Origin of the sequence: Candidatus Poriferisocius sp. (assembly GCF_965219775.1) — a bacterium.
Classification (GTDB): Bacteria; Actinomycetota; Acidimicrobiia; order Acidimicrobiales; family Bin134; genus Poriferisocius.
The window spans coordinates 159,773-181,777 of the sequence record NZ_OZ244793.1; the positions used below are offsets into that span (position 1 = coordinate 159,773).

The 22,005-nt window shown below is 68.6% G+C and carries 21 protein-coding genes; 17 read left to right on the forward strand and 4 right to left on the reverse strand.

Going from position 1 to position 22,005, the window contains the following annotated elements; genetic code table 11:
• Nucleotides 1-24: 24 nt before the first annotated feature.
• Nucleotides 25-810, forward strand: a complete 786-nt coding sequence (locus ACOQPQ_RS00755) for an exodeoxyribonuclease III (RefSeq protein ID WP_420637536.1) — start codon at nt 25-27, stop codon at nt 808-810.
• A 14-nt stretch (nt 811-824) separates the two neighbouring features.
• A complete protein-coding gene (locus ACOQPQ_RS00760) occupies nt 825-2,975 on the forward strand; it encodes a cation:proton antiporter (protein WP_420637537.1) in 2,151 nt (716 codons plus the stop codon).
• 18 nt (nt 2,976-2,993) lie between these two features.
• Here ACOQPQ_RS00760 and ACOQPQ_RS00765 read toward each other — a convergent pair whose 3' ends face one another.
• The gene (locus ACOQPQ_RS00765; protein ID WP_420637538.1) at nt 2,994-4,493 is read right to left on the reverse strand and encodes an ATP-dependent helicase; all 1,500 of its coding nucleotides are present in this window, start codon (nt 4,491-4,493) and stop codon (nt 2,994-2,996) included.
• A gap of 135 nt (nt 4,494-4,628) precedes the next feature.
• On the opposite strand from ACOQPQ_RS00765, the gene ACOQPQ_RS00770 reads away from it, so the two are divergent.
• The 5 genes from ACOQPQ_RS00770 to ACOQPQ_RS00790 all read left to right on the forward strand — a co-directional run bounded on the left by ACOQPQ_RS00770 (nt 4,629) and on the right by ACOQPQ_RS00790 (nt 9,593).
• On the forward strand, nt 4,629-5,807 hold the full coding sequence (locus tag ACOQPQ_RS00770) for an adenosylhomocysteinase (RefSeq protein WP_420637539.1): 1,179 nt from the start codon (nt 4,629-4,631) through the stop codon (nt 5,805-5,807).
• A gap of 981 nt (nt 5,808-6,788) precedes the next feature.
• Entirely contained in the window at nt 6,789-7,139 is a 351-nt protein-coding gene (locus ACOQPQ_RS00775) for a metallopeptidase family protein (RefSeq protein WP_420637540.1), read from the forward strand.
• A 133-nt stretch (nt 7,140-7,272) separates the two neighbouring features.
• The gene (locus tag ACOQPQ_RS00780) at nt 7,273-8,409 is read left to right on the forward strand and encodes a CaiB/BaiF CoA transferase family protein (protein ID WP_420640333.1); all 1,137 of its coding nucleotides are present in this window, start codon (nt 7,273-7,275) and stop codon (nt 8,407-8,409) included.
• Nucleotides 8,410-9,210: a PIG-L family deacetylase gene (locus tag ACOQPQ_RS00785; RefSeq protein WP_420637541.1), complete on the forward strand. Its 801-nt coding sequence runs from the start codon at nt 8,410-8,412 to the stop codon at nt 9,208-9,210.
• On the forward strand, nt 9,207-9,593 hold the full coding sequence (locus ACOQPQ_RS00790; RefSeq protein WP_420637542.1) for a hypothetical protein: 387 nt from the start codon (nt 9,207-9,209) through the stop codon (nt 9,591-9,593). The genes ACOQPQ_RS00785 and ACOQPQ_RS00790 overlap by 4 nt, the downstream gene beginning before the upstream one ends.
• A gap of 37 nt (nt 9,594-9,630) precedes the next feature.
• Here the strand turns inward: ACOQPQ_RS00790 and ACOQPQ_RS00795 are convergent, their stop codons facing one another.
• The gene (locus tag ACOQPQ_RS00795) at nt 9,631-9,867 is read right to left on the reverse strand and encodes an Lrp/AsnC family transcriptional regulator (protein WP_419847051.1); all 237 of its coding nucleotides are present in this window, start codon (nt 9,865-9,867) and stop codon (nt 9,631-9,633) included.
• Nucleotides 9,868-10,127: 260 nt separating this feature from the next.
• Here ACOQPQ_RS00795 and ACOQPQ_RS00800 point away from each other — a divergent pair, with 260 nt between their 5' ends.
• On the forward strand, nt 10,128-11,693 hold the full coding sequence (locus tag ACOQPQ_RS00800) for a hypothetical protein (RefSeq protein ID WP_420637543.1): 1,566 nt from the start codon (nt 10,128-10,130) through the stop codon (nt 11,691-11,693).
• Between the two features lie 41 nt (nt 11,694-11,734).
• Nucleotides 11,735-12,751, forward strand: a complete 1,017-nt coding sequence (gene galE / locus ACOQPQ_RS00805; protein ID WP_420637544.1) for a UDP-glucose 4-epimerase GalE — start codon at nt 11,735-11,737, stop codon at nt 12,749-12,751.
• 57 nt (nt 12,752-12,808) lie between these two features.
• Here the strand turns inward: galE and ACOQPQ_RS00810 are convergent, their stop codons facing one another.
• Nucleotides 12,809-14,467, reverse strand: a complete 1,659-nt coding sequence (locus ACOQPQ_RS00810; RefSeq protein ID WP_420637545.1) for a phosphoenolpyruvate carboxykinase (ATP) — start codon at nt 14,465-14,467, stop codon at nt 12,809-12,811.
• Nucleotides 14,464-14,712: a hypothetical protein gene (locus ACOQPQ_RS00815; protein ID WP_420637546.1), complete on the reverse strand. Its 249-nt coding sequence runs from the start codon at nt 14,710-14,712 to the stop codon at nt 14,464-14,466. The genes ACOQPQ_RS00810 and ACOQPQ_RS00815 overlap by 4 nt, the downstream gene beginning before the upstream one ends.
• A 126-nt stretch (nt 14,713-14,838) precedes the next feature.
• Between ACOQPQ_RS00815 and ACOQPQ_RS00820 the strand changes: the two genes are divergently transcribed.
• From ACOQPQ_RS00820 to rpmF, 8 genes are all read left to right on the forward strand, one after another.
• Nucleotides 14,839-16,533, forward strand: coding sequence for a DAK2 domain-containing protein (locus ACOQPQ_RS00820; protein ID WP_420637547.1), 1,695 nt, complete (start codon nt 14,839-14,841; stop codon nt 16,531-16,533).
• Nucleotides 16,530-18,707, forward strand: a complete 2,178-nt coding sequence (recG, locus tag ACOQPQ_RS00825) for an ATP-dependent DNA helicase RecG (RefSeq protein WP_420637548.1) — start codon at nt 16,530-16,532, stop codon at nt 18,705-18,707. The genes ACOQPQ_RS00820 and recG overlap by 4 nt, the downstream gene beginning before the upstream one ends.
• 51 nt (nt 18,708-18,758) lie before the next feature.
• On the forward strand, nt 18,759-19,454 hold the full coding sequence (locus ACOQPQ_RS00830; RefSeq protein WP_420637549.1) for a GNAT family N-acetyltransferase: 696 nt from the start codon (nt 18,759-18,761) through the stop codon (nt 19,452-19,454).
• Nucleotides 19,455-19,460: 6 nt separating this feature from the next.
• On the forward strand, nt 19,461-19,985 hold the full coding sequence (gene rsmD, locus ACOQPQ_RS00835) for a 16S rRNA (guanine(966)-N(2))-methyltransferase RsmD (RefSeq protein WP_420637550.1): 525 nt from the start codon (nt 19,461-19,463) through the stop codon (nt 19,983-19,985).
• Nucleotides 19,986-20,024: 39 nt separating this feature from the next.
• On the forward strand, nt 20,025-20,504 hold the full coding sequence (gene coaD / locus ACOQPQ_RS00840; protein WP_420637551.1) for a pantetheine-phosphate adenylyltransferase: 480 nt from the start codon (nt 20,025-20,027) through the stop codon (nt 20,502-20,504).
• Complete coding sequence (locus ACOQPQ_RS00845; RefSeq protein ID WP_420637552.1) at nt 20,497-21,087, forward strand: hypothetical protein; 591 nt, start codon at nt 20,497-20,499, stop codon at nt 21,085-21,087. Before coaD ends, ACOQPQ_RS00845 begins: the two co-directional genes overlap by 8 nt.
• 74 nt (nt 21,088-21,161) lie before the next feature.
• The gene (locus tag ACOQPQ_RS00850) at nt 21,162-21,668 is read left to right on the forward strand and encodes a YceD family protein (protein WP_420637553.1); all 507 of its coding nucleotides are present in this window, start codon (nt 21,162-21,164) and stop codon (nt 21,666-21,668) included.
• Nucleotides 21,669-21,808: 140 nt separating this feature from the next.
• Nucleotides 21,809-21,988, forward strand: a complete 180-nt coding sequence (rpmF, locus tag ACOQPQ_RS00855) for a 50S ribosomal protein L32 (protein ID WP_420637554.1) — start codon at nt 21,809-21,811, stop codon at nt 21,986-21,988.
• Nucleotides 21,989-22,005 lie beyond the last annotated feature (17 nt).

Sequence of the window (22,005 nt, forward strand, 5' to 3'; positions counted from 1 at the left end):
ATCTCACCCACTAGGGTCTTTCGAGTGCGGTTGGCCACCTGGAACGTGAACTCCCTCAACGCCCGCATGCCCCGGGTGCAGGAGTGGTTGGAGCTGGCCGAGCCCGACGTGCTGTGCATGCAGGAGACCAAAATGGCCGACGACGCCTTTCCCGGTCTGGCCTTCGAGGCCATGGGCTACGAGTGGGCCCATCACGGCCAGGGACGGTGGAACGGGGTGGCCATCTTGAGCCGGGTGGGCCTGGCCGACCCCGCCAACGGGTTCGCCGACGGTCGTGAGGCCGATCCCGACGCCCGCATCGTGTGGGCCACCTGCGCCGGGGTGCGGGTGGCCAGCGCCTACATCCCCAACGGCCGGGAGGTCGACCACGACCACTACCACTACAAGCTGGACTGGCTGGGCCGGCTTCGCTCCCATCTGGAGGCCAACGCCGAGGCGGACGCCCCGGTGGTGGTGGCCGGGGACTTCAACGTGGCCCCGGCCGACAACGACGTGTGGGACATCGCCGCCTTCGAGGGGCTCACCCACGTGACCGAGCCCGAGCGCCGGGCCCTGGAGCAGGTGTTGGACTGGGGACTGGTGGACGTGTTCCGCCGCCGGTGGCCCCACGACGGGCTCTACACTTTCTGGGACTACCAGGCCGGGCGGTTCCACAAGCGCCAGGGGATGCGCATCGACATGGTGATGGCCTCCCAGCCGTTGGCCCAGCGGGTGACCAGCGTGCTCATGGACCGCAACGCCCGCAAGGGGGAGAAACCCTCCGACCACGCCCCGGTGGTGGCGGACTTCGACTGGGGCTCGGCGGCCTGATGCCGGGTTCGTCGGTGACGGTGTTCGCGGCGGAGACGGGGGGTTTCGACCTCCTGGTCTTTTGGGTCCAGATCCTGGCCCTGGTGACCGCCGCCCACCTGTTCGGTCTGGTGATGCGTCGGGTGGGCCTGCCCTCGGTGGTGGGGGCGCTGTTGGCCGGATTGGTGCTGGGTCCGTCGGTGTTCGGCGTGGTGTGGGAATCGGGCTTCGAGTGGTTCCTGCCCGATGTCGCCGAACAGACCGCCGCCCTGCAGGCGGTGAGCTGGGTGGGGGTGGCGCTGTTGTTGGTGGTCACCGGGTTCGAGACCGACCTGGGGCTCATCTCCAAGCTGGGGCGGCCGGCGCTGTTGGTCACCGCCGGGAGCCTGGTTGTGCCGCTGATCGCCGGAGTGGTGGTCGGGCTGATGCTGCCGTCGGTGTTTTTGGCCGAGGACGCCCAGCGGACCACGTTCACCCTGTTCGTGGCGTTGGCGCTCAGCGTGTCTTCGCTGGCCGTGGTGGCCAAGATTCTGAGCGAGCTGGGGCTGATGCGCCGGGACTTCGGCCAGATCACCGTGGCCGCGGGCATGGCCAACGACGTGGTCGGCTGGGTGATGTTGGGGGTGTTCACCGGCCTGGCCACCTCCGGCGAGGTCTCGGTGGGCCAGGTGCTGAGCACCCTGGGCGGGATTGCCGCCTTCGGGGTGCTGGCGTTGACGGTGGGCCAGCGGGTGGTGGACCTGTTCCTGCGGCGGGTGCGCCGGGCGGGCAGCAGCCTGGCCGCCGCGCTCACGGTGTGCATGGTGACCATGCTGGCCTTCGGGGTGGCCACCGAGTGGTTGGGTGTGGAGGCGGTGTTGGGCGCGTTCGTGGCCGGGGTGGTGCTGAACCGATCCCGATTCCAGCACGAAGAGGTCATCGGTCACCTCGAGGGCCTGACCGGGGCCCTGTTCGCCCCGGTGTTCTTTGCCACCGCCGGTCTGCAGGTGGACCTGCGGTTGTTGAACGACGCCGAGGCCCTGTGGTGGGCGCTGGTGCTGTTGCTGGTGGGCATCGTGTTCAAGTTCGCCGGGGCCTACGGCGGGGCCCGTCTGGCCGGTCGTACCCATCGGGCCGGGTTGGCCCTGGGGGCGGGCCTGAACGCCCGCGGGGCGTTGGAGATCGTGATCGCCACCGTGGGGTTGGGCGTGGGGGTGTTCAGCCCCACCGCCTTCTCGGTGATCGTGCTGGTGCCGGTGATCACCTCGCTGTTCGCCTCGGCCATGCTGCGGGGGGTGGTGAACAACTGGCAGGGCACCCCCGACGAGCAGGAACGGCTGGGCCGGGAGCAGGCGTTGAGCCGCAACCTGGTGGTGCGGACCTCCCGGTTGCTGTTGCCCAGCCGGGGCGGGCCGGAGTCCATCGCCGCCGCCCAGGTGCTGCACTTCGCCTGGCCGATCGAAGCGGGCGCCACCGTGCTCACGGTGGGGGCCCGCGACGCCGAGGTGGACATCGAGCCCCTGCGCAATGTGCTGTACGACCGCCCGCTGGAACATCGCCGGGTGCGCCACGACAACCCGGTGCAGGCCGTGATCGACGAGAGCCGGCTGGGCTTCGGGGTGATCGGGCTGGGGGCCCAGGACTACGAGGACACCTTCCAGGTGATCTCCCCGTTGGTGGACGGGGTGTTGTCGGAGAGCCCGATCCCGGTGGTGGTGGTGCGTCGGGCCCGCAACCTCGACCGACCCCTGCCGGGGGCGTTCAGCCGGGCCGTGGTACCGGTGACCGGGAGCCCGGTGTCACGGGCGGCCCAGGAGGTGGCGTTCAATCTCAGCGCCCAGCTCGGCACCGAGTTGCACCTCACCCACGTCAGCGCCACCCGGGGGGAGCCCGCCGGGCTGCCCTCGCTGTTCAGCCGCCGGATGATTTTGCCGAGGGGCGATGCCGACGTGGGGGAGCGGGTGGTGGAGCAGGCCATGGCCCACGCCGACGAGTTGGGGGCCACCACCCGGGCCGCGGTGCTGGAGGGCGCGTCACCGGCCGAGGAGATCCTGAAGCTGGTGCAGGAGATCGAGGCCGACCTGGTGGTCATGGGCGCTCACCTTCGCCGGGTCGGAGATCGGCCCTTCCTGGGGCACCGGGTGGAGCAGGTGTTGCGAGACTGCGACGCCACCGTGGTGGTGGTGTTGATTCCCTTCGACCTGTAGTCGCCCGGCCACGTACCGCTAACGCCTCGCGGGGGCTCTGCCGGCCCCCTTGTAGTGGGTGGCGGCGTTGACGATGGCGTTCAGGTAGGGAGAGGGGGAGCGGGGGGAGGTTCGGTCGCCGAAGGCCCGTTCGCCGGCCCAGTGGCAGTGCAGTTCTTGCTGGGCTCGGGTGATGGCCACGTAGAGCAGCCGTCGCTCCTCGGCGATCTCCGCCGGCGTCTGGGCCCTGCTGATGGGCACCAGGCCCTGCTCCAGGCCGACGAGGTGGACGATGGGCCACTCCAGCCCCTTGGCGGCATGGAACGTGGCCACGTCCACCGCGTCCCCAGTGGTGGCCGGGGGGTCCTTGGCGTCGTGGTCGCCGCGGCGGGCCTCGGCGCGCACCCGGAAGGGGATCATCGCCCGACGAAGGGCGGTGGCGAGCGTGGCCGTCTGGGCGTTGGTTCGGGCCAGCACCGCCATCGACGACCACGCCGTCTCCGGACCCTTGGCGTCGCGCAGGGCCCGGGCCACGGCCACCGCCTCGTCGGCATCGGTGGCGTGGGTGTGGACTTTCGGACGGGGTCCGTCGAGTTGGTGGGCGACCAGCGCGGCCGCCCCCGGAGGGAGCACGGCTCGGCCCGCCGCCAGGATCTGGGGGGTGGAGCGGTAGTTGTCCACCAACTCGAGCACGGTGGCGCCGGGGAACCAGTGGCCGAACCGTTCGATGTAATCGGCGTCGGCCCCGTTCCAGCCGTAGATGGCCTGGTTGGGGTCGCCCACCGCGCACAGGTCGTTGCGCTCTCCCAGCCAGGCCCGCAACAGGTCGAACTGGAGGGGGTTCACGTCCTGGAACTCGTCCACGAACACGTGCGGGAATCGCCAGCGGCAGGCCTCGGCGTACTCGGGGTCGTCGGTGAGGTCACGCAGGGCCAACGACAGCAGGTCGTCGAAGTCCACCACCCGTCGCTTCACCTTCTCCTGCTCATAGCGCCGGTAGAGTTCGGCGATCCGGTCGGGGGGCAGGGCCGTTTGGCGCCCGAGTCGGGGGGCTGTTTCGAGGTAGCCGTTGGGGGAGATGCGGCGGGCTTTGGCCCATTCGATCTCGGCGACCGCCTCCTGCCGTTCGACCCGGCCCAGCCGCACCCCGGCCTGGTTGGCCACCCGGGCCAGCAGCCCTCGCTTGTCCTGCAGCAGTTCGGGGGGCCGAACGTTCCGCTCGGCCCAACGGGTGCGGAGTTGGGCGAAGGCGGCCCGGTGGAAGGTGCCGGCCCGAACCTTGCCCCGCAGTCCCAGCGTGGCCAGGCGGTGGTGCATCTCGTCGGCCGCCTTGCGGGTGAAGGTGAGGGCCAGGGTGCGCTCCGGGTCGATGGCGTCGATGGCGGCCTGGTGGGCGATGCGGCGGGTGAGCACCCGGGTTTTGCCGGTTCCCGCCCCGGCACGGATGCACAGCGGGGTGCCCGGCGCCACCACCGCAGCCTGCTGCCGTTCGTTCAGCCCGTCCATCAAGCCGCCCGAGATCTCGTCCGCCAAGGTCACCCCACCACCGTACCCACGCCTGCGACACTTCCCCCGCCACCGGCAGAGCCCCCTTCCACTGGCTCACCCGATGGGGTCCGCGTCGCTAGGAGTGGGTGGGTAGCGTAGGTGGCCTGAGTGGGAGACGGTCGAACGATGTCTAGTGAGCGGCGGGTGGCGGAGGGTCGGATTGCCTGGACTCGGCGTCACATGCCGGTTCTGGTTGAGACGATCGCCGAGTTCACCGCCGAGAAGCCCTTCGAGGGGATGACGGTGGGATTCCGTCTCCATCTCGAGCCCAAGACAGCGGTGCTGATCGAAGCTCTACTCGCCGGAGGCGCAGAGGTCATCGCGATGGGTAACGAGGGCACGACCCAGTTCGGGACGGCCGAGGTGTTGTCGAGCCAAGGATGCAAAGTCCTCGATCGCCAAGGGCAAGGGCCGGAGGCGACTGCCGCCCATTTGAGCAGGATCGCATCGGCAGGACCAGATTTGGTGTTGGACAACGGAGCCGAACTCATCGGGGCCTGCCTCGACAGCGCGAGCCCGCCCGTGGGAGCGACCGAGGAGACCACTTCCGGTGGGTTCCGATTGCGAGAGGATTACACCGGCCAGGTCGGGTTTCCGGTCATTGTGATCAACGACAGTCCGCTGAAGTCGATCGTTGAGAACAAGCACGGGGTAGGGGAGTCCGTGGTCGACACGATTGTGCGAGTGACCAACATGTCGTTGCACAAGAAGCGGGTGGTCGTCTACGGCTATGGCTGGTGCGGTCGAGGTATCGCCCTGTATGCCCACCGCCGAGGAGCCGACGTCACCGTGGTCGAGATCGACCCCATCAAGGCCCTCGAAGCAGCCATGGACGGGTTTGAGGTCGCGGAGCACTCGGTGGCACCGGCCAGGGCCGAGGTCGTCATCACGGCGACCGGCCGCCCCGGCGTCGTCGACTACACCGCCATCGAGCAGATGCCCGACGGCGTGCTGCTGGCGAACGCCGGCCATGTCGACACCGAAATCGATATCCGCCGGCTCGAACATCAAGCACCAGGAGCAGAGCTGTCACCATCACTCAAGCGCCACGAACTCCCGAACGGGAAGTCCGCGTTCTGCATCGCTGAGGGCAGAATCGTCAACCTCGCGGCCCATGGAGGCATCGGGAATCCCATCGAGGCCATGGACCTCGGCCTCACGCTCCAAGCCCGATCCCTCGCTGCACTGGTCGATCCCAGCTACGACCTCAGCCCCGGGCCCCAGCCGGTCCCCGACACCGTGAACACCCGAATCGCGACCGCAATGTTGCACAGCATGGGACAGCTCGGGCGAAGCGCCACATAACTCCGAGGGCTCAAAGTGCAACCCGACACTTCCCCCGCCACCGGCAGAGCCCGCCCCCCTTCCAATCGCTCCCCGCTACAACAAGGCTCGCTACGGGAGGGCTACCCGCCCAGCCGTGTGGTCGAGGAAGCATCGTTGAAGCTCTCCACCCCCAAGCTTCATCACAGTCTCTTGTGCATGGTAGGAGTCGCGACAGCCTCTGCCTGGCCGCCAACTCCGTTCATCTGGGCTGCAATTCTCATGACGCTGCTGGTCGCCGCATTTCTGTACCGGCTGGAAGGCAAGATGAAGTGTGAGAGACCAAGCGGGGAGCCGCATAACCAACACGACCAGCCAACGGGGGGACACCCAACCATCGAGCATCAAGGTAAGTAGTCATGACCACTACTGCGAGGATAACCTGAAACCATGCGCGCACCTGACGGAGATGATGGCTCACAAAGGCCAAGCCTCTGGTGGATTTCTCGATGCCTCCTGTACCGGGGCCATATAGCCGAAAAGGTAGAACCACCGTATGGTTCGGGGTGGTGGGTTAGGTGGATGATAGATCTCCATCAAAACAAGAGAAAGGCCCGGTGGGTTGCAGCTATAGGCTTCACACTAGGTTGCGCAGTATGTGCTGTTCTGGTAGCGATTGACGACCCAATTATCAGGGCGGTGTCAGCATTGATATTGGCGATTGATACTGTAGAACTGTTCATTCCAAAACTCATGTGGGCTTGGCATGGTGGATGGAGATTTATGAGAACAGATGGATGGGGGTGGAAGCCAGAGTATATTGTTGACCGTCGTCGTCGCACAACTAAGCGCTAGACTATCTTGACAATATTGGCCAAAACATCATAGGAACGCAATCTCAGCACCAATTTGCCTCGCCTCATTGGACGAGAAAACTATACATTGAAGGTGACGTCATCGTTTTGTTGACGGGAATCGTGCGGGAACCAGGTGGGGGATCGTGAGACATGAGACAATGGGGGGATGGTGGTGGTTTCGCCGGAGCGGTTCGAGGCGTTGGTGGCCGAGGCGTTGGACGGGATTCCCGACGATCTGGCCGAGCTGATGGAGAACGTGGCGGTGCTGGTGGAGGACGAGGGTGAGGATCCCGACATCTGGGGGTTGTACGAGGGGGTGCCGCTCACCGACCGGGTGGACTACGGCGGGGGCGAGATGGTGCTGCCCGACCGCATCTTCATCTACCGGTTGCCGATCTGTGCGGGCTGCCACTCAGAGGCCGAGGTGGTGGAGCAGGTGGGCATCACCGTGATCCACGAGGTGGCCCACCACTTCGGCATCGACGACGACCGCCTCGACGAATTGGGCTGGGCCTGATCTCTGCCGCCGTTGATCGGGTGGCGGCCATGTCGATGAGCAGGGCCCTTGGTGGCCGGGAGCATTGGCTGGGCTGATCGGGTGGAGGCCGGTGCGAGTACCCTGCCACCGAGTGCAGCATTCGGGAGGCAGTATGGGTCCGCTCAAGGGCATTCGCGTGGTGGAGATCGCCGGGATCGGACCGGGGCCGTTCGCCGCCATGATGCTGGCCGACCTGGGGGCCGACGTGGTGCGGATCGACCGGGCCGACCGGGTACGGGCCGAGATGCCCGACACCGCCCATCCCGACCTGTTGAACCGGGGCCGCCGCAGCGTGGGGGTGGATCTCAAGCACCCCGACGGGCCCGAGACCGTGCTGGCGATGGTGGAGCAAGCCGACGGGCTGATCGAGGGATTCCGCCCCGGCGTCGCCGAGCGGCTCGGCATCGGTCCCGAGGTCTGCCTGGCCCGCAATCCCCGGCTGGTGTACGGGCGGATGACCGGCTGGGGCCAAGACGGCCCCTTCTCCTCCATGGCCGGCCACGACATCAACTACATCGCCCTGTCGGGCGTGCTGGGGTCGATCGGTCGGGAGGGGGAGGCCCCGGTGCCCCCGGTGAATCTGGCCGGGGACTTCGGCGGAGGCGGGATGCTGCTGGCTCTCGGCATGTTGGCCGGGATGCTGGAAGCCCGCACCTCGGGAGAGGGTCAAGTGGTGGACGCCTCGATGGTGGAGGGGTCGGCCCTGCTCATCACCATGGTGTACGGCATGCACGCCATGGGGGCGTGGGGGGCGCGGGGCACCAACCTTTTGGACACCGGGGCCTGGTTCTACGACGTCTACGAGTGTGCCGACGGCCAGTACATCTCGCTGGGCTCCCTGGAGCCCCAGTTCTTCGCCGAGATGGCCGAGAAAGTGGGCATCGACGTCGAGGGCGTCGACCAGCACGACCGGGCCACCTGGCCGGAGATGCGGGCCCGGCTGGCCGCCGCGGTCAAGACCAGGACCCGGGCGGAGTGGTGCGAGATTCTGGACGGCTCCGACGTCTGCTTCGCCCCGGTGCTCAGCCTGGCCGAGGCCCCGCACCATCCCCACAATGCGGCCCGGGGCTCGTTCGTGGAGGTGGGCGGCACCCTCCAGCCCGGCCCGGCCCCCCGGTTCAGCCGCACCCCGGCGCACATCGCCCGCCCGTCCCCCCACCCCGGCCAGCACACCGACGAGGCGCTGGCCGACTGGGGCTTCGACGCCGCTGCGTTGTCGGCCCTCAAGGCATCGGGGGCCGTCAAGTAGATGGCCACCATGGTGAACTTCCACGCCCACCCCGACGACGAGGCCATTGCCACCTCGGGCACCATGATGAAGGCGGCCGAGGAGGGCCACCGGGTGGTGCTGGTGGTGGCCACCAAGGGAGAGCAGGGCGAGCCGGCGGCGGGCGCGCTGGATCCCGGTGAGACGCTGGGCGAGCGGCGGGCGACGGAAACCTTGGAAGCGGCCCGGATCATCGGCGCCGACCGGGTGGAGTTCCTCGGCTACGAGGACTCGGGCATGGCCGGAGACGAGGCCAACGACAACCCGGCCTGCTTCTGGCAGGCCGACTTTGCCGAGGCGGTGGGGCGCCTGGCCGCCATCTTGGCCGAGGAGTCGCCCGAGGTGCTCACGGTGTACGACCCCAACGGCGGCTACGGCCATCCCGATCACATCCAGGTACACCGGGTGGGGGTGGAGGCGGCGCGGGAAACCGGGGTCGCCAGGGTGTTCTACGCCACCATGAACCGGACCCAGATCCGGCGACAGATGGCCGAGGTGGCGTCGATGGCCGAAGCCATGGAGGAGATCGAGCCCGAGCGGGCGCAGCGGGTCGAGGAGGAGGATTTCGGCACCGAGGAGGCCGACATCACCCACGCGGTGGACGTGAGCTCCTACCTGGAGCGCAAGCGGGCCGCCATGTTGGCCCACGTCAGCCAGATCACCGCCGACTCCTTCTTCGGCAGCATGACCGACCAGCAGTTCGCCGATGTGTTCGGCACCGAGTGGTACGTGGCCCCCGGATCACCCCGCCGGGGCCCCTTCGCCACCGACTTGTTCGGGTGAGCGGCACCGGGGTGACGACCGCCGGGGCGCTGGCCGGCTTCCACGACTGGTTCTCCTGGGTGGTGATGGCGGCCAACGCCGTGGCCGGGCTGTGGGCCTTGGGGGCCCACTTTCGCCAACGGTTGCGGGGCCGACCGCTGTGGGCGTTCATCGTCGGCGCGCAGGCCACCGTGTTCGCCCAGGTGATCGTGGGCGTGATCCTGGAGAACCGGTCCGGTGCCGATCCCGGCGACCTGCACCGCCTCTACGGGTTCGCGGCCATCGCCGCAGTGGCCATCATCTACGCCTACCGCATCCAGCTCGCCGACCGCCGGGAACTGCTCTACGCGGGCGGCAGCCTCTTTCTGGCCGGCTTGGCCATCCGCGCCATGATCCTCAGCTAGCCGGGCATCCTCAGCTAGCCGAGGAACTCCTCAGCGGCTACAGGTTGACGACCGGACAGGTGAGGGTGCGGGTGATGCCGTCCACCATCTGGATCTGGCTCACCACCAGGCGGCCCAGTTGGTCCATGGACTCGGCCTCGGCCTTGGCGATCACATCGTATGGGCCGGTCATGATCTCGGAGATCACCACGCCGTCGATCTCGCGGATGGCCTCGGCCACCTGTCGGGCCTTGTCCATTTCGGTCTGGATCAGAACATAAGAGCTGACACCCACTGCCTCACCTCCGGTTGGTTGCCCTGCATGGTACCCAATGATCGTTGCCGACGGGCCGTCGCAGTCCCGACGCGACCCGACCCCCTGTCATCAGGGGGCCGGGTTGGAGGGGACTCTGAAGTTGGCGATGTTCAGCCCACGGCCTCGATCGCCGGCTGCGCGGTGGAGATGGCCGGTTCAGGAGGGACAACCGTCGACCCCCGAGGGGTATTCCCACTCGGGGAAGATTTTTTCGCTGGCGGCGGCCAGAATGTCCAGCCATGAACCGCGCCCGCGAAAATCCCTACCTGGCCGCCTCGTCGTATGCCCTCGCCCATGGTCGCTGCGACCAGCAGGACAACGTGCCCTGGCGGGGACCGGAGGGCCCCACCGAGGTGCTGCACGAACAGACCGACCTGCAGTACACCTGGCTGGGGCCCTGCCACTTCGGCCATCTGACGTCGGGGCCGTACCCCGACGGACGGCGGGTGCTGTGGAGCAACGGACGACAGAACATCGCCAAGCTCGACTACGAGACCCTCGAGGTGCTCGCCGACCACGAGATCAAGGGCGGTGCAGGCCGTACTCCCGTCGCCGAGTTGGAGGCCAACCTGATCGGTCTCGACGACAAGGAGGGATGGGAGGCCGTCGAGCACGCCATCGGACTGTCGATGAAGTTCATGACCGGCATCGACGGGGTGTACGCGATGCTCGACTGCGACCACACGCTGTTCCTGGGGCGCAAGGACCACGCGGTGGCCTACATGGAGACCGACCCGTCCGATCCGGCCTCGGCCATCGTGGAGCGGGGCCGGTGGTACCCACCCGACCCCATCCAAGGTTCCTTCGTGGGGATGAACATGACCTTCGACGGCAAGGTGGTGTTGTCCACCGACCACGGCTGGGTCGTGGTACTGGAGCGCGACTTCAGTGACTTCCACGCTCTCCAGCTCCCGGGCGCTGCCGAGGAGGCCGCCGAGCATTGCGCCCGGCGAGCGGCCGAAGTGGGCCACTCCGGCTTCGGGTGGGTGCGCACCAGCATCTGCGTGGACGAGGACAACGGCATCTACGTGTCGTCCAACGACCATCACCACAAGCTGCGGTGGACGGGCAGCGAGCTGACCGACGACACGGCCCACGGGTGTTGGTCGGTGCCCTATCGCAACGGTGGCGGCAACGGTTCGGGCACCACCCCGTCGCTCATGGGGTTCGGCCCCGACGAGGACAAGTTCGTGGTCATCGGCGACGGCGACGAGGTGGTGAACATCACGCTGCTGTGGCGCGACGAGATCCCCGAGGACTGGGAGCAGTTGCCCGGTGCCCCCGATCGGCGCATCGCCGGCATCGGCCCGGCCAACATGGGCAATCCCGACCTGGCCGAGATCAAGACCGAGCAGTCGATCACCGTGTCGGGCTACGGGGCGATGACGGTTAACAACGAACCGGCGTCGATTCCCGAGGGCTTCCCCGGCCAGGGAGCCCGCATGTTGTGCTTCATGCTCGGCCACAAGCCGGAGTATCAGCCCCACGGCCTGCACAAGTACGAGTGGGACCCGAAGGCCCGGGCGCTGCGGGAGGCGTGGGTGAACCTCGACATCTCCTCGCCCAACGCCGTTCCCTTCGTGGCCGAGGAGAGCGGCCTGGTCTACACCTGCGGGGTCCGCGACAAGAAGTGGACGATCGAAGCGGCCGACTGGGGCACCGGGGAGTCGCGCTTTCACTACGTGCTGGGCGGCTCCAAGTTCAACACCATCGGCGCCGGAGTGACCGTGGACGAGGACGGCCGCTTGCTCTTCGGATCGATGTACGGCAAGACCCGGGTGTTGCGCAGCCCGAACTTGTCGTAGGCGTCGCCCCGCCTTGCCCATGGCCCACTAGCGTCCCGATCATGACAACGGCGCTGGTGACCGGCGGGGCCGGCTACATCGGTACCCACGTCGGTGTCGCCCTCATGGGGGCCGGCTGGGAGGTGGCGGTGGTGGACAGCCTGGCCAACTCCTCGGCGGCCGCAGTGGACGCGGTGGGCGACATCGCCGGCCGCCGCCCTCGTTTCCACGTGGTGGATTGTCGGGACGAATCGGCCATGGACTCGGTGATGGCCGAGGTGCGTCCCCACGCCGTGGTGCACCTGGCCGGGCTCAAGTCGGTGCCCGATTCAGTGGCCGACCCGCTGCGCTACTACCGCCACAATCTGGAGTCGTCGGCCGTGTTGTTGACGGTGATGCAGCGCCACGGCGTGCGCCGGTTGGTCTTCTCCTCGTCGGCCACCGTCTACGGGGTGCCCGAACACGTGCCGGTGGCGGAGTCGGCCGTGCTCGGCCCGGCCAACCCCTACGGCTGGACGAAGCTGGTGATCGAGCAGATGATCGCCGATGTGGTGCGCGCCGATACCCGCTGGTCGGCGACCTTGCTTCGCTACTTCAATCCGGTGGGCGCCCATCCCAGCGGGCTGATCGGCGAGGACCCGGTGGGCGTGCCCGGCAACCTCATGCCCTACCTGCTGCAGGTGGCCGCCGGCCGTCGGGAGCGGCTCCCGTTGTACGGCACCGACTATCCCACCCCCGACGGCACCGCGCTGCGGGACTACATCCACGTGATGGACCTGGCCGACGGCCACGTGGCCGCCCTCGAGCGATTGGACACCTCCGCCGGGAAGGCCGCGATCTACAACCTGGGCACCGGGCGGGGGGTCTCGGTGCTCGAGATGATTGCCGCCATGCGGGAGGCCACCGGCCATCCCGTGCCCTATGAGGAACACGACCGCCGCCCCGGCGACGTTCCCCGGCTCTGGGCCGACCCCGGCCGGGCCCACCGGGAACTGGGGTGGAAGGCCACCCGGACGTTGGCCGACATGTGCCGCGACGGCTGGGCCTGGCAGTCCACCCATCCCCAGGGCTACGCCTGACCGGCGGGCTACCCCTGACCGGGGGACTGCGGCTGACCGGCGGGGCAGGCGCCCCGGCTACAGGGCGGCCCGGATGCCCAGGGAGGCGTAGTCGTGCTTCTCGTAGTTCTGGCGGAACAGGTCGCGCAGCGCCACCGCGGCCGCGTCGTAGGCCTCGGGGTCGCTCCAGGTGTTGCGGGGATTGAGCACCTCATCGGGAACGCCCGGACAGGTGGTGGGGATGCGCAGCCCCAGAATCGGGAGCCTGACCGTGTCGGCGTCGTCGAATTCACCGTCGAGGGCCGCGTCCAGCAGGGCTCGGGTGTGGGCGATGGAGATGCGCTCTCCCACCCCGTGGGGTCCTCCCGACCAGCCGGTGTTCAACAGGATGCACCGGGCCTGGTGGGCATCCATGCGGTGAGCCAGCAACTCGGCGTACACCGACGGCTTGTGCGACATGAACGGCGCCCCGAAGCAGGCGCTGAAGGTGGCCTGGGGCTCCACCACCCCCACCTCGGTGCCGGCCAGCTTGGAGGTGAAGCCCATCACGAAGTGGTACATCACCTCGTCCCGGTCGAGCAGTGACACCGGGGGCAGGACCCCGAAGGCATCGGCGGTCAACAACACGATGGTCCGGGGATGGGGTCCCTTGGCGCCGGGGGCCAGGTGGGGATTGCACGACAGCGGATAGGCCAACCGGGTGTTCTCGGTGATGGAGTCGTCGGTCAGGTCGAGTTCGTGGGGATCGGTGTCGGCCAGGTCACGGTCGGGCAGGGGGGGAACGTTCTCGATGAGCGTGCCCCTGGTGGCCAGGGCCTCGGCGATGATCGGTTCGGCGTCCTTGTCGAGGTCGATGAGCTTGGCGTAACAGCCGTCCTCGAAATTGGACACCCCGGACTCGGTCCACACGTGCTCGTCGTCACCGATCAACTGGCGGTCGGGATCAGCGGACAGGGTGGTCTTGCCGGTGCCGGAGAGCCCGAACAAGATGGCGCTGTTGCCCTCGTCGTCCACGTTGGCCGAGCAGTGCATGGTGAGCTGCTTGGCGTCGGGCAACACGTAGTTCATCACGGTGAACATGGTCTTTTTGACCACGCCGCAGTAGTCGGCCCGGCCCAGCACCAGCCCGATCCGGTTGCGCAGGTCCATGATGACGGCCCGGTCGGAGCGGGTGCCGTCGCGGTCGGGGTCGCACCGGAAGCTGGGAACGTTGATCATGGTCCAGCCGATGGAGTCGCGCTCGGCGTCGTCGCGCACCCCCTTGGGGAACATGATGTTGGCGAAGTAGGCGTGGGTGGCGTACTCGCTGATCAACCGGTAGGGGATGGCGAACGCCGGATCCCAGCCACAGAACACGTCGGCGGAGTAGAGGGTGGACCGCTGCTCGTTCAGATACGCCAGCACCCGGTCGACCAACGCGGTGTGGTGGTCGGGATCCAAGCGGTTGAAGTCGGATTTCCACCACAGGTGGTCCTCCACCTCGGGCCAGGCCACCGCGAAGGTGTCCTGGACGGGCCGGCCGGTGCAGGTGGGGTCGGAGTAGAAGATCAGGGGACCGTCGGACCCCCGGGCGGTGGCGAACGCCTTGGGCTCGTGGTCACCGCCGTCCGTGCGGGTCCGCCCCCGGTCGCCGGCCACGGCCGCGGCGAACAGTTCGTCCTGGGAGAGACCGGCCTTGACGTTCACCGCGTCCAAACCGAATCGGACGCGCAACTGCTCGGCAACCGAAAGGCTCACCCCGGCTCCGAATCCCCGGCGGCAGTGAGGAACGACGGGGTGCCCAAGTCCACTTCCGAGCCCAACCGCAGACGGGTGGCCTGCTCGTCCTCCAGGTCGAACAACACCCGTTGCCCCTGGCGCAGCATCCGGAACACCGACCCCTCCAGCGCGTCGGAGGCCAGGTCGAATTCGGCCATGTCGGTGTCGCGCACGACGACGCCGAGACCGGTTGTGGGGTCGTAAGCCTTGATCACACCCTGCACGGGGGCTCCTTCCTGCACGGGGATCCTGGTGGCGGTTTGTGGCGGTGACCGGGAGTAGGGGCAGGGTAACGGCTGATTTGGGCAGTACGCGAGTCGGGCAATTGTGGCCCGGTAACATCGGGGTCCATGTCGGCCGACCACTTGGGTGCCGAGGGCGTGCGGGCCACCATGGAGGGGTTCCGGGACGCCTTGGCCCGGCACCGCGACGTGATCAATCAGCTCAACGTATATCCGGTGCCCGACGGCGACACCGGCACCAACATGGCGCTGACGCTCGAGTCGGTGGTGGCCGAGGTGACCGGGGCCGGCGACGGCATGGCCGAGGTGTGCCGGGCCATCAGCCACGGCTCGCTCATGGGCGCCCGAGGCAACTCGGGGGTGATCCTCTCGCAAATCCTGCGTGGGGTGGCCGACGTGGTGGCGGCCGCCGGCCGGGTCGATCCCCCGGTGCTGGCCGATGCCCTCCGGCAGGCGTCAGAGGCGGCCGACCAAGCGGTGTCGACCCCGGTGGAGGGGACCATTCTCACGGTGGTGCGCGACGTGGCCGCCGCCGCAGGGGCCACGGTGGAACAGGGGGTCGACGGGCTTTTGGGGTTGGTGGAGCAGTGCCGGCGGGCCGGGCAGGAGTCGCTGGACCGCACCCCGGAGCTGTTGCCCCAGTTGGCCCGGGCCAACGTGGTGGACGCCGGGGGGGCGGGATTCCTGCTGCTGCTGGACGCCTTGGCCACCACCCTGGACGGCCGTCCCCTGCCCGACCCGCCCGCGGTGGCCGCCGACGCCGGGGTGGGTTCGGCGTTGGCCGCCGTCTCGCCGGAGCAGCCCACCGGTGACGATTCCGGGGCCACCCGCTACGAGGTGATGTTCTTTCTGGAGGCTGACGACGGACGCATCCCCGAGTTTCGCGCCGCGTGGGAGGACCTGGGGGATTCCATCGCCGTGGTCGGGGGCGACGGCCTGTGGAACTGCCACATCCACAGCAACGACATCGGGGGCAGCATCGAAGCGGGCATCGCCGTGGGGCGGCCCTACGAGATTCGGGTGACCGACCTGTTCGAGCAGGTGGAACACGTGGAGTCGATGGCCGTGGCCGCCACTGGTGCCGCCGGTGCTCCGGGGACCGGCGCCGAGATCGGGGGGGCGGTCACCGTGGTGGCCGGTGCCCCGGTTCGCACCGCGGTGGTGGCCGTGTCGGTGGGCGCGGGCGTGCAGCGCATCTTCGAGTCGCTGGGGGTGCGGGCGGTGATCGCGGGCGGGCAGACCATGAACCCCTCTACCGAGCACTTCGTGGCCGCGGTGGAGGCCCTCGACGCCGACGAGATCGTGCTTCTGCCCAACAACAAGAACATCGTGGCGGTGGCCGAGCAGGTGGACGAATGCACCGACGCCACCGTGCGGGTGGTGCCCACGGTGGGAATCGCCGAAGGGCTGGCCGCCCTGATGGCCTACGACCCGTCGGCCGGGGCCGAGCAGAACGCCCCGGCCATGACCGCCGCGGCCGCCGACGTGGTGACCGGGGAGGTCACCCAGGCGGTGCGGGACACCGAGAGCGACGTCGGCCCCATTGCCGCGGGCCAATGGCTGGGCCTGGACCGCCGGGGGCTGCGGGCCGTTGCCGACGGGGCGGCCGAGGCCGCGGTGGAGCTTCTGGGCGAACTCATCGACGACCATCACGAGTTGGTCACCGTGATCTGCGGCGCCGACGCCGCCCAGCGCGACGTGGGGGCGGTGACCGACTGGCTGGCCCAACACCATCCCCTGGTGGAGGTGGAGGTCCACCAGGGAGACCAGCCGCTCTATCCGTTCTACTTCGGGGTGGAGTGATCGGCACCGAAGCCGCGGCGGAGGAACTGCCCCATCAGGCGGCCGCCCGACCCCCGCTGACCATGGCCGACTTCGGTGCCATGGCGGTGGACGTGCTGAGCGGGGTGGGCCGCTCGCGGGGGAAGGCACTGGCGTCGCTCGAGGTGACCTCGGTGCTGGATCTGTTGACCTACTACCCCCGGCGCTACATCGACCGGACCAACCGAGCGGCCATCGCCGACCTGGAGGACGGCATCGAGGCCATGGTGATGGCCCGGGTGGACAGCGTGTTCGCCAAGAAGCTGCAGGGCAACCGCTCGCTGGTGTCGGTGGCGGTCAGCGACGACTCGGGTCGGCTGCGGCTGGTGTTCTTCAACCAGCCGTGGCGGGACCGACAGCTCGCCGAGGGCCAGGAGGTGGTGGTGTTCGGGAAGCTGGACCGCTATCGGGGCCAGTACCAGATGACCAATCCGGTGGTCGATTTGGTGGGCGATGAGACCGGGCGCATCGTGCCGGTCTACCCCCAGTCGGCCAAGGCCGGACTCCAGACCCGGGAAGTGCGACGGTGGGTGGAGGAGGCCCTGCGGCGGTCCCGGGCGCGGGGCATCAGCGAACCGGTCCCCCAGGCCCTGCTGGCCCAGCACGGCCTGATCGGGCGCCATCAGGCCATCGAGGCCATCCACTGCCCGGAGACCATGGACGATGTCTTCACCGCCCGCAACCGGCTGGTGTTCGACGAGCTGCTCCGGCTTCAGCTCAAGTTGATCATGCGCAAGCGGGCCGCCGAGCGGGCCGCCTTCGGGATCGGCCACGACACCGGCGGGGAACTGGTCGACCGGTTCACGAACAGCCTGGGGTTTCCCCTGACCGGCGCGCAGCAACGGGTGATCGAGGAGGTGGCCGCCGACCTGGCCCGACCGGTACCCATGCACCGCCTCCTGCAGGGTGATGTGGGGGCGGGCAAGACGGTGGTGGCGGTGGCCGCCATGCTCACCGCCGTGCAGGGAGGCCACCAGGGGGCGCTGATGGCCCCCACCGAGGTGCTGGCCACCCAGCACTACCTGGGGGTTCGGGCTCTGCTGGCCGATCTGTCGGTGCCCGCCGCCGACCGCTTGTCGGGCGAGCGGCCCCTGCAGGTGGCGCTGCTCACCAACCAGGTGCTGGGGGCGGAGCGCACCCGCATACAGGCCTCGTTGGCCGCCGGGGACATCGACATCGTGATCGGCACCCACGCCCTCATCCAGGAGGGGGTGGAGTTCTCCTCGCTGGGAGTGGTGGTGGTGGACGAGCAGCACCGCTTCGGGGTGGAGCAACGGGCGGCGCTGCGGGCCAAGGGCGCCCAGGCGGCCTCCCCGGACGTGCTGGTGATGACGGCCACCCCCATCCCCCGAACCGCGGCCATGACCGTGTACGGCGACCTGGATGTGTCCACCCTGGACGAGCTGCCGCCGGGGCGCACCCCGATCGCCACCCGCTGGGCCCGGACCGCCGCCGAGGAGGCCGAGGTGTGGGACCAGGTCACCGCCGAGGTGGCCCAGGGTCGCCAGGCCTACGTGGTGTGCCCGCTGATCGACGAGTCCGACAGCGTGGAGGCCCGGTCGGTGACCGAGACGTTTGAGCGGCTCCAGGCCGACGAGCTGGCCGGCCTGCGGGTGGGGCTTTTGCACGGGCGGCTCACCCCGGCCGAGAAGCAAACGGTGATGGACCTGTTCCGCCAGGGGTCGATCGACGTGCTGGTGGCCACCACCGTGATCGAGGTGGGGGTGGACGTGCCCAACGCCACCATGATGGTGATCGTGGACGCGCACCGTTTCGGGATCGCCCAGCTTCACCAGCTCCGGGGCCGGGTGGGTCGGGGCGCCCAGGAGTCCACGTGCTGTTTGCTCTCCGCCGAGGCGGTGGGCATCGCCGCCGAGCGGCTTCGGGCCCTGGTGGAGAGCACCGACGGGTTCGAGCTGGCGGAGGCCGACTTGGACCTGCGGGGGGAGGGCACCATCCTGGGCGAGCGCCAAAAGGGCCGCAACGATCTGCAACTGGCCTCATTGCGCCGTGACAAGGAGTGGGTGGTGGGGGCCCGCCGGGCCGCCGCCGAGATTCTGGATGCCGATCCCGGCTTGGCCGATCACGCCGAGCTGGCCGCCGAGGTGGAGTTGTTCCTGGTGGACGACGACGCCGATTATCTGATGAAAAGCTGAGATGAACACTGCGGAGATGAACAATGCGGAGATGAACTCGGTTGTGACGCCATGACCAATGCCGACGGCGGGCTGAACGCCCTGGACATCGTCCGCATGGGGCTGGAACGGCGGGAGCGGATCGCGGCGATTTGGGCCGACGCCTTCTGGGCCGATCCCTTGATGAACTGGTTGTTTGCCGACGACAACACCCGCCGGGCCTCGCTGCTGCGCTGGTGGGACTTCACCCTCGGCCATCTCCCCTCCGGCGCCGAACTGCACGGATCACGAGCCGACGGATGCGTGGCCTACTGGCAGCCACCCCGAAGAAGCCTCCACGGGTCGTCGGAGCCCGAGGAGGCCGATGCCGGCGAGTCGGAGGGCCGACCCGATCAGGTCGATCACGGGGAGTCGGAGGGCCACCGGGCGTTTGCCGCCATGATGGCCGAGTTGGTGGGCGACGAGGCCCCGGCCCGGATGGAGATGCTGGGCCGCATCCACCAGCACCGATTGCCCGACCCCCACTGGTATCTGGCCGTGTTGGGCACCACTCCCGACCAACAGGGGCGGGGCCTGGGCGGCAAGGTGCTGGCCCCCATGCTGGAACGCTGCGATCGGACGGCCACGGTGGCCTACCTGGAGTCCAGCAATCCGGCGAACATTGCGTTCTACCGACGCCACGGGTTCGAGACCACCGGAGAGCTGGTGCTGGACGACACCGTCCTGGTCACCCTGATGACTAGAACGCCCCGGCCCCCCCAAAGTTGAACGCCCATGGTGCTGCGCATCATCGCCGGGGAAGCTCGGGGCCGCCCCCTGCACACCCCCGCCGGGTCGGACGTACGCCCCAGCACCGCCCGGGTCCGGGAAGCCACCTTCAACTCCCTGCACAGCCAGGGTCGTCTGCAGGGTGCCGAGGTGCTGGACCTGTTCGCCGGAACGGGGGCCCTGGGGTTGGAGGCCCTGTCGAGGGGGGCGGCGTCGGCCACCTTTGTGGAGCGGGACCCGGCCGCGCTGACCGCCTTGCGGGCCAACCTTGCCACCACCGGCTACGAAGCCCGAGGCCGGGTGGTGGCCGGTGACGTGATGGCCGAGCTGCCCCGATTGGGCCGACACTACGGCGTCGCCCTGTGCGATCCTCCCTACCGATTCGACGCCTGGGAGGACTTGCTGGCCGGGATCCCCGCCGACGTGGTGGTGGCCGAGGCGGATCGCCCGGTGGTGCCCGGATCGGCGTGGGAAGTCATCAAACAGCGTCGCTACGCGGGTACCGTGGTGGTGATCGCCGCCCGGCGGTAGTCACGACCGACCTCACGACCTACCTCAGGAGTACTTTCTGTGACCCGTGTCCTGTTTCCCGGATCGTTCGACCCCATTCACAACGGTCACCTGGAGATCGTGGAAACCGCCGCTCGCTTGTTCGAGGAAGTGATCGTGGCCGCGGTCCACAACCCCCAGAAGACGGCCCTGTTCGACCTGGACGACCGCCAGGCCATGTTGGAGGAGTGCTTCGCCCACCTGCCCAACGTGCGCACCACCCTGTTTGCCAGCCTGGTGGTGGATCTGGCCCAAAAGGAGGGCGTGGACTTCATCGTGAAGGGTCTGCGGGCGGTGTCCGACTTCGAGAACGAACTGCAGATGGCCCAGATGAACCAGGCCATCTCCGGGGTCCACACCCTGTTCATCCCCTCGGCCAGCAAGCACTCGTTCCTGGCGTCCAAGCTGATCCGCGAGCTGGCCCGCTTCGGGCAGGAGATCGACACCATGGTCCCCGCCCCCGTGGCCCGACGACTCACCGAGAGGTACCAAGATGGCTGACATCAATCCCCCCGCCACGGCCTCCAACTATCCGGTGGGGGGAACCTTCGTCGATCCCGAGTTCGACCTGCTGTTGCGGCGGGCCATCGAGCTGGTGGACTCGGCCCGTCCCATGCCCTTGTCGGCGTCCTCGATGATCAACAAGGAAGAAGTGCTCGACCTGTTGCAGAACTGCCTGCATCGCCTGCCCGAGGAGATGCGGGCGGCCCGGTGGCTACTGAAGGAGCGCGAGGACTTCTTGAAGCGGGTCCACCGGGAGGGCGACGAGATTCTGGCCGCCGCCCGATCGCAGGCCGAAACCATGGTGCAGCGCACCGAGGTGGTCAAAGCGGCCGAGCAGCGGGCCCGACGCACGGTGGAGGAGGCCGAGACCACCGCCCGACGACTCCGCCTGGAAACCGAGGACTATTGCGACACCAAGCTGGGCAGCTTCGAGAACGCCTTGGAGCGGATCCTGAGCACGGTCAAGGAGGCCCGGTCCCGGTTGCAGGGCGACCCGTTGTCCGACTTGGTCCGGGCCTACGAGCCCGAGCCGGAACAAGCGGTCGACGACGGCTTTTTCGATCAGGATACGCTGGGCTAGCCCCACCGGAGGCGGCCCGGTCCCGGACGAGAAATCGGGCCCCGGGCCCCCGGATCGGTGCGGGAGGAGGCGACATGGTCAAGAACGCCAATCCGATGATCGTGGCGGTGGGGGAGTTGCTGCGTCGGGTCGGCGCGCAACGCGACCTGTCGATCCACGCCGACGTCGACGGCCTGGCCACCACCGATGCCGCCGTCCACGGCCCGGTCGACCTCCAGCTCCATTTGGAATCGGTGGCCGGCGGTGTGCAGGTCACCGGCACGGTGAGCGCCGCCTGGCAGGGGTCGTGTCGCCGGTGCCTGGCCCCCATCGAACAGTCGGTACAGCAGGCCGTGCGGGAGATGTTCAGCCCCGCACCGGCCGACGACGAGATCTATCCCATTCGCCACAGCGAGGCCGACCTGACCCCCATGGTCCACGACTGCCTCATCCTGGCCCTGCCCATCGCCCCGCTGTGCGCACCGGACTGTGCCGGTCCGGCGCCCGACTCCTATCCCGTCCACCAGCCGGGCACCGCCGAAGAGGAGCAACCCCGGGATCCCCGCTGGGCCCCGTTGGACGCGCTGCGCACCGGTCAGTAGGCGCCAGTGGGCCGGGCCCCCCAGGGCCGCCCCGCCGGGCCCCGTTGGACGTGCCGATCAGCGGCCGGTAAGTTGGAACGCTGCGCCGGCGTCGGATGTGGCCGACGGGTGGTGCCTCTTCGTCACGTCAGGACCGATCGATGGCTGTTCCCAAGAAGAAAACCTCCAAGGCCAAGGGCCGCAGTCGCCGGGCCGCGGCCTGGCGACTGTCGACACCGGCCATGGGCACCTGCCCCCGTTGCGGTGCCGCCAAACGCCCCCATCGGGTGTGCGGGGCCTGCGGTTGGTACGCCGGTCGTGATGCCGTCGAGGTGGCCTGAGCACACCTGAGGGCCAC